The 6,375-nt window shown below is 60.5% G+C and carries 9 protein-coding genes; 5 read left to right on the forward strand and 4 right to left on the reverse strand.

Annotation, left to right across the window (positions count from 1 at the left end; all coding sequences use genetic code 11):
- Positions 1-23: 23 nt before the first annotated feature.
- The 4 genes from NG895_RS15200 to NG895_RS30305 form a co-directional block, all read right to left on the reverse strand.
- The gene (locus NG895_RS15200; RefSeq protein ID WP_252853368.1) at positions 24-935 is read right to left on the reverse strand and encodes a mechanosensitive ion channel family protein; all 912 of its coding nucleotides are present in this window, start codon (positions 933-935) and stop codon (positions 24-26) included.
- A gap of 329 nt (positions 936-1,264) precedes the next feature.
- Positions 1,265-1,882: a retropepsin-like aspartic protease family protein gene (locus tag NG895_RS15205; protein WP_252853369.1), complete on the reverse strand. Its 618-nt coding sequence runs from the start codon at positions 1,880-1,882 to the stop codon at positions 1,265-1,267.
- A gap of 30 nt (positions 1,883-1,912) precedes the next feature.
- Entirely contained in the window at positions 1,913-2,239 is a 327-nt protein-coding gene (locus NG895_RS15210) for a hypothetical protein (RefSeq protein WP_252853370.1), read from the reverse strand.
- Positions 2,221-2,355 (reverse strand): hypothetical protein, encoded by a 135-nt coding sequence (locus NG895_RS30305; protein WP_261361101.1) that lies wholly within the window; start codon positions 2,353-2,355, stop codon positions 2,221-2,223. Before NG895_RS30305 ends, NG895_RS15210 begins: the two co-directional genes overlap by 19 nt.
- A gap of 323 nt (positions 2,356-2,678) precedes the next feature.
- On the opposite strand from NG895_RS30305, the gene NG895_RS15215 reads away from it, so the two are divergent.
- From NG895_RS15215 to NG895_RS15235, 5 genes are all read left to right on the forward strand, one after another.
- Entirely contained in the window at positions 2,679-3,113 is a 435-nt protein-coding gene (locus NG895_RS15215) for a hypothetical protein (RefSeq protein WP_252853371.1), read from the forward strand.
- On the forward strand, positions 3,113-3,520 hold the full coding sequence (locus tag NG895_RS15220) for a TadE/TadG family type IV pilus assembly protein (RefSeq protein WP_252853372.1): 408 nt from the start codon (positions 3,113-3,115) through the stop codon (positions 3,518-3,520). The genes NG895_RS15215 and NG895_RS15220 overlap by 1 nt, the downstream gene beginning before the upstream one ends.
- A gap of 8 nt (positions 3,521-3,528) precedes the next feature.
- Positions 3,529-4,671 (forward strand): vWA domain-containing protein, encoded by a 1,143-nt coding sequence (locus NG895_RS15225; protein WP_252853373.1) that lies wholly within the window; start codon positions 3,529-3,531, stop codon positions 4,669-4,671.
- Between the two features lie 19 nt (positions 4,672-4,690).
- Complete coding sequence (locus tag NG895_RS15230) at positions 4,691-5,110, forward strand: TadE/TadG family type IV pilus assembly protein (protein WP_252853374.1); 420 nt, start codon at positions 4,691-4,693, stop codon at positions 5,108-5,110.
- Positions 5,111-5,553: 443 nt separating this feature from the next.
- A complete protein-coding gene (locus tag NG895_RS15235) occupies positions 5,554-6,360 on the forward strand; it encodes a PEP-CTERM sorting domain-containing protein (protein ID WP_252853375.1) in 807 nt (268 codons plus the stop codon).
- Positions 6,361-6,375 lie beyond the last annotated feature (15 nt).

A 6,375-nucleotide genomic window follows, 5' to 3' on the forward strand; every position in this document is an offset into this window, starting at 1 on the left:
CCTCGGACGATTCGGGCGCCCACCTAGGCTTCGTTGTTGGCGTGTTCGACCTGCTGCAGTGCAAGGTTCTCCTTGAACGTCAGCGTGCGATGCGGGAACGGAATGCTGATCTCGGCGGCGTCGAGCGCGGTCTTTACGGCGCGGACCACTTCGTCGCGCGATTCGCGCACCGCGAGTGGCGTCGAGCCGGTCCACCAGGTGACTTCGAAGTTAATGCTCGAGCCACCGAACTCCTGGCAGAAGATCTCCACCGGATGATCGGCATCGACCGATGAGCAACCCTCCACCGCATCGCGGAGCACCTGCTGTGCTTGGCCGAGGTCGGTTTCGTAGTCGACGCCGCAGATCACCGTGATCCGTCGTTTCGGCTGGCTGGTGATCACATACACGGGCGACTTGAACAACTGGGCGTTGGGCACCACGACCAGCTGGCCATCGACCTGGCGAAGCGTCGTCATGCGGATGGTGGTCTCCTCGACCTTGCCCATCAGCTCGTCGCACTCGATGAAGTCGCCGGGCTCGAACGGGAACCGCCAGAGGATAAGTGCTCCGGCAAAGAAGTTTTCGACGATGTCTTTGAACGCAAATCCGATGGCAATCGAACTGAGCCCCAGCACCGTGAGCACCTTGGCCGGGGTCATGCCGGGGAACACCACCACGGCTGCCGTCAGGAGACCAACAACCCAAATGGTGATGTACACCAACTGCCGCACGAGCTCGCGGAGGCTGCGGCGCAACCGAGTGCGGCGCAAGGCAAATCGCACGGTGCGGTCGGCCAGTTTGGTAACGCCCCAGGTGACCACCAGTAGCACAATGCCCGCCATGATGAGCGGAAGCCGCACGAGAAAGTCGGCCCACATGCCATACACGCTGTCGACCACCAGCTGCCACGCCCCCGCGGCGTCGGCGGGGAGCTCTTCGGCGGACTCGGCCACCGCTTCAGTGGATTCAGAGGTTGGGGCCGCAGCTGCCTGAGCTAGCAGATTCAAAGAGGAGTATTGAAGCATAACAGCGGCCAGTGGCAAGATTGACGGTCATATTGCGTCGTCCGACAACCACGCTGACCGCCGAGCGACCACCTATCTAGGTGCGAGAGACCGGCGTCGCTTGGCGATCAGACGCGTTAGTGAAGCGGCGAACTGAAAGTGCAATCGGCGCGCCAAACCGCTAGCGGACCGATGTGCGAGCGCAGCATGCCCCTTGGGAAGAAGTTTCAGCCTACACGCGCAGCAAGCAGCGAATAGGTGTCGCGTAGCAAGCGGACTTACCGCCGGCCACGGCCCGGTTTCGTCTCTTCGGCCGGGTTAGCGCCTTCGACGTCGACCAGCGTCAGCGAGCCGGCCTTGGCATCGAGTTCGAACTTGAAGTTGCCCAGGAAGCTCATGCCCAGCAGAGGCTCGGCGGCCACGGCATCAGGACCCAGCACGGCCGCTTCGACGTCTTTAACGGTGAATTGCCCAACGCGGACCTCGTCCAGCTTGATCAGTTGGCCGGTAATGGTGCGCCCATCGGCCATCACCAGTTGGACCATGGGGTCCTGCTTGGTTGGCTCGACGCCCAGTTCCTTGGCCACGGGGCCGGGCAGCAGGATGAGGCTGGCGCCAGAGTCAACCACCATTTCCTTGTCGTACTTTCCGTTCACCGTCACCGAAGCGTAGAGCGTCCTGCCCTGACGGCGGAGCGGGATGGCCTCGGTCAGCACTTCGTCTTCCAGCGATTCGAGCTTGCGGATGGCGCTGGCGAGCGACCGCGATGGCTCGAGCGAGTAGTCCTTGCCCGTCGCGGTGTTCAATTCCTCTGCGGCCTGCTGGAGTTTGCCATTCTCTTCGGCGCTCTGGTACACCTGGCTGGCCTGATCAACCATTTCGCGGATGTCGAGCACCTGCTTGAGATAGGCTTCGCGAGCCTTGCTCTACTCGGCGCGAGCCTTCGACTCGGCCTCATCGGCTTCGGGTGTCATGCCCTTGAGCAAATCGAGTTGGCCCTGCAAGGCGTTGATAGCAGCGACCAGCCGGTTGTTGCTCTCGACGCCTCCCTGACGGACGTTGGCAAGTTGGGTGCTCAGCTGCACCTGCTGACGAATGAGCTGAGCCATCCTTGCCTTGTGTTGATCGACCTTGCCCTGCACGCCCACCAAGTCGCGGGTGGCGGACATCAAGTCGCGGCGCAGCTTGTTCACTTCACGCAAGGCCGAGGTGACTTCCGCTTCCTGCTCGGTCGTCAGCCGCGAACCACCCAATTGAATCCCGCTGCTTCCAGCGTGGCGGTGGCCGAGGCTTCGTCGGCCTGAGCGGGCGAGGTGGCCAGCTGCAAAACAGCAAAACTGGCGAAAACGAAGAGCAACCGCGGCGACATAAGAGGCTCCAGGTCGGGTGGGCAGGCGGGAGACCTCCATCGTAGCACCAGCCTCTGCGCGGAGCAAAATTCAACCGCACGCCTTCACGGCCTGGCTTTCGCGATACTAGTCATCGTTTTCCTCTAAGCAACTTCGCCCTACCCTCCCCAGCCAGCGTGTTACCGATTGGACCGATTGTGCAGCCTGGGGACTTGCAAGCGGGCATCGAGAATCACGCTAGCTCTACTTCTGCGCTGGTGACTACCGCAATGTGGCCTATTGTTGCTTGGAAATCCCATTTCTGACTTTGGCAACCGCCCACGGCTGCCTGGAGACCCAAGCAATGACTCGTAATAAGCGTGGCAAGGAATACATCGATCCTCAGGTGCAGGGTGCCTTGTGGCGGCGGATGGTGCTGCACTGGCTGGCATTTATCTTGGTGGCCCTGCTGCTGGCCGTGGGGTTGGAGTGGATGAGCGACCCGTTTCAGCCGGTGCTCGAAGTAATCACGCGAGCTTGGTGGACCTACAGCCCGATGCTGTTGGTGCTGGGCTGCCTGATCCCGCTGTTTGTGTACGACTCAATCCGTTTGAGCCACCGCTTCGCTGGCCCTATATTTCGCCTTCGCCAGGTGATCCACAGCCTGGCCAGTGGTTCTCGCCCCGAGCGAGTTGAGTTCCGCGACAACGACTTCTGGAAAGAGATCGCCGCGGATATGAACCAGGTGATCGACCGTCTTGGCAACACGCCGGCCAACAAAGAGGAGCCCGGAGCGTGATGACCCCTCGACAACCGAACAACTCGCGTCGCCGCGGTGTGGCGGCCACCGAATTTGCCCTCTGCCTGCCGATCATGGTGTTGCTGGTGTTGGGCATGGTCGAGACCTGCTCGATGGTGTTCCTCAAGCAGTCGCTGGCCATCGCCGCGTACGAAGGTGCGCATACGGCCGTGAGACCTGGCGCGACAACGGCCGACGTTCAGTCCACCTGCGAAGGCATCCTCCGCGACCGCCGAGTCGAAGGGGCCACCGTCACGGTGACTCCCGCGGAAGTGTCGAACGTACCGGTCGGCGAGTACATGACCATCCAAATTGCGGCTCCGTCCAACCTGAATGGCGTGCTGCCACTGAAGTTCTTCCGGGGCGCAACCATCCAGGCTTCCGCCGTGACGATGAAAGAGATCTGAGGCTGCCGATGTTTTCCGCTCGTCAACTCCCTACCACTCAACGTCGTGGCGCCATGCTGGTGCTGGTGGCCATCGTGCTGCCGGTACTCGTCCTATTGATGGCGTTTGCCATCGACGTAGCATGGATGCAATTGGTCAATACCGAACTTCGCACCGCTACCGACGCCGCAGCTCGTGCGGGGGCCAAGGTGCTGTCGACCTCACAGAACGAGGACACTGCCCGCGCGGCCGCCATTGACGCCGCCCGCCGTAACCTCGTGGCCGGCGAACCCATGCAACTGGCGGATAGCGACATCCAGTTCGGCCTGTCCTCGCAACCGAACAGCTCGGGGCGATTCGTCTTTACCCCTGCAAACAGTGGCGTATTGAATGCTGTGCGAGTGGATGGGCGGCGGACCAGCGGATCGGTCGCCGGGCCCGTCGACTTGTTCTTCGCCCGCGTGCTGGGAATTGATACCTTTCAACCCGTACAACAGGCCATCTCCACCATTTTGGACCGCGACATCTGCCTGGTGATCGATCGCTCGGGCTCGATGGGGCTCGACCTCTCGGACCAAGGCGACCGCAACGGTCAGAACTGCGGCCCGCTGGATAACAACACCCGCTTCGCGGCACTCAATAAGGCCATTGCCGATTTTCTGGACGAACTCGATCGCACGTTCCCCGAAGAACAGGTGGCACTGGCCAGTTACAGCAGCGAGTACCGAAAGCGGTGCCGTCGCTGGCGATTGGACTTCGAAACCGCCGACATTCGCGAACAGCTCACCCACGACTACTCGGCAGTGCGAGACCAGATGGACGTCTTCATGCAACGTGGCATCGGCGGCAGCACGGCCATCGGCGAGGGTCTGCGGCAAGGCATCGTGGCCCTGACCGACAGCAACGCTCGACCGTTCGCCGTGAAGACCATCGTGCTGATGACCGACGGGCTGCACAACCTGGGCGTCGAACCCACCACAGTCGCTCGCGAGGCTGCTGCGCTGGACATCACCGTGCACACCATTTCGTTCGGGACCGGTGCCGACCAGACGCGGATGCAGCAGGTGGCCAACATCACTGGCGGACAGCACTACCACGCCGACACGGCCACCGACCTGAGCGCGGTGTTCCGCGAGATCGCCCGTACGCTGCCGGTGCTGCTAACCGAATAAAACAAACGAAACGACTGCAATGATCCAAGTGCATCAGAAAACCCGCAAGCCAGGCCGTCGCGGCGCGGTGATCGTGGAATTCGCCATCTGCGCGCCAGTCTTCTTCCTAGTGGCCCTGACGATGTTCGAGTTCAGTTGGCTGAACGTGATCCGCCACACGGCCGACAACGCCGCCTACGAGGCAGCCCGGGTGGCAATGGTGCCTGGAGCCACAGCGCCGGAGGCCATCGCCGAGGCACAGCGGATCATGGCGGTCGTGGGGGCCCGGGGAACCCAGGTAACGGTCGACCCCCCCAACCTGGGGCCAAGCGCGACGCAAGTTACAGTCACCGTTTCCGTTCCGATCGACGGTAACATGCTGGTAACACCCCGATTCACAGGCGGTCGACAAATCGTGACTAGCAGCACGCTGCGAACCGAGCGAGCCGAGACCCGCTAGCGTCCGGCAAAATCTCTTGAGATTTTTCTGGCGCAAACGTTGACAACGCCTTCCAGGGCGTCTAACGTGATATTTGTGTGACGGACTCGCACCCTTTACTCCTAACTGGATAAGACCCAAACACAGCAAAAAAGCCGCTAATAAAAACAACCTCTCAAAATCTCACTATCCATTCGCGCATTCTTTCGCGCGCCGGGTAGAGGTTTTGAGAGGTTGTTTTTTTATGGCACCTATGTGTTAAGCAAACTTAATCTGCGACCTCTGCCAACCCGCTCTCGGGCCTCAGCAGTCAGTCCCAGGTGATGTGAGCTGGCGGAAACTTCAATTGACGAGTTGTGGAGCGCTAATGCTGAAAATCCAACTTCGCTAACCACAACGAAGCAATCGTTTTTTCCATTAATAGACCAGCAAGATTTTTCACATCACAATCGGGGATTGACCTCATGACTCATTCATCGCGCCAAGCCTGCGCTTGGCTAGCCGCTGCGTGCAGTGCTGTTTCACTTTGTACTGCTTCCCTGGCCGGCACCATTAACTACGGCGACTTCGGTCCCGACTTTCCGCCTGGTGTCACCATTTACACAGACGTGCAAGAAAGTTCCGGCACAGATCCGGATGAACCCGGTCTCTATGGCGCGCCGACCCTGACGGGCGATACCCTCGACTTCGACCCCGCGGGCTTCGTCGCTTCCTCCACAAGCGGCGCTACGGACATCACCGACGGGCAATTGAACTTTGGCTACTCGGCTCTTGAGGTCAACGGCCAAGTGGCCGGGGGCTTGACCACCCTACAGATCACCGAGTCTGGTGACTTTACTTTATTCGGCACGGGAACGGCCGCCACTTCGATAGCAGGCGCCGTATCCATCGATGTCGATATCCTCGAGGTCGATGGCAAGCCGATCAGCCCGATCAGCATCTTCGCCAGCAACTCCATGGTTCGCGATCTGGTCAGCGATGGCCCCGTGGTGCTGGCCCCCTGGGACAACGGCGTAATCATCGAGTTTGGTACCGTACTGGCTGCGAACAACATCGACTTTGAATTCGGCGTAACGAAAGCCGAAATCGCCATTGACGACCAATTGATCGCGATCAGCGAGGAGGGTTCCGTGGCATTTATCGCCAAGAAAGACTTCACGCTGCAGCCGACAATTGAGCTTAATCCGAACTTCGAGATTCCAGAGCCGGCCACCGTGGCCCTGCTGGCAACCATGCTGGTGGGCGCGATTGGCTATCGCCGGCTTCGCTGAGCAGCTCAGTTCGAT

Origin of the sequence: Aeoliella straminimaris, assembly GCF_024054565.1 — a bacterium.
Taxonomy (GTDB): domain Bacteria; phylum Planctomycetota; class Planctomycetia; order Pirellulales; family Lacipirellulaceae; genus Aeoliella; species Aeoliella straminimaris.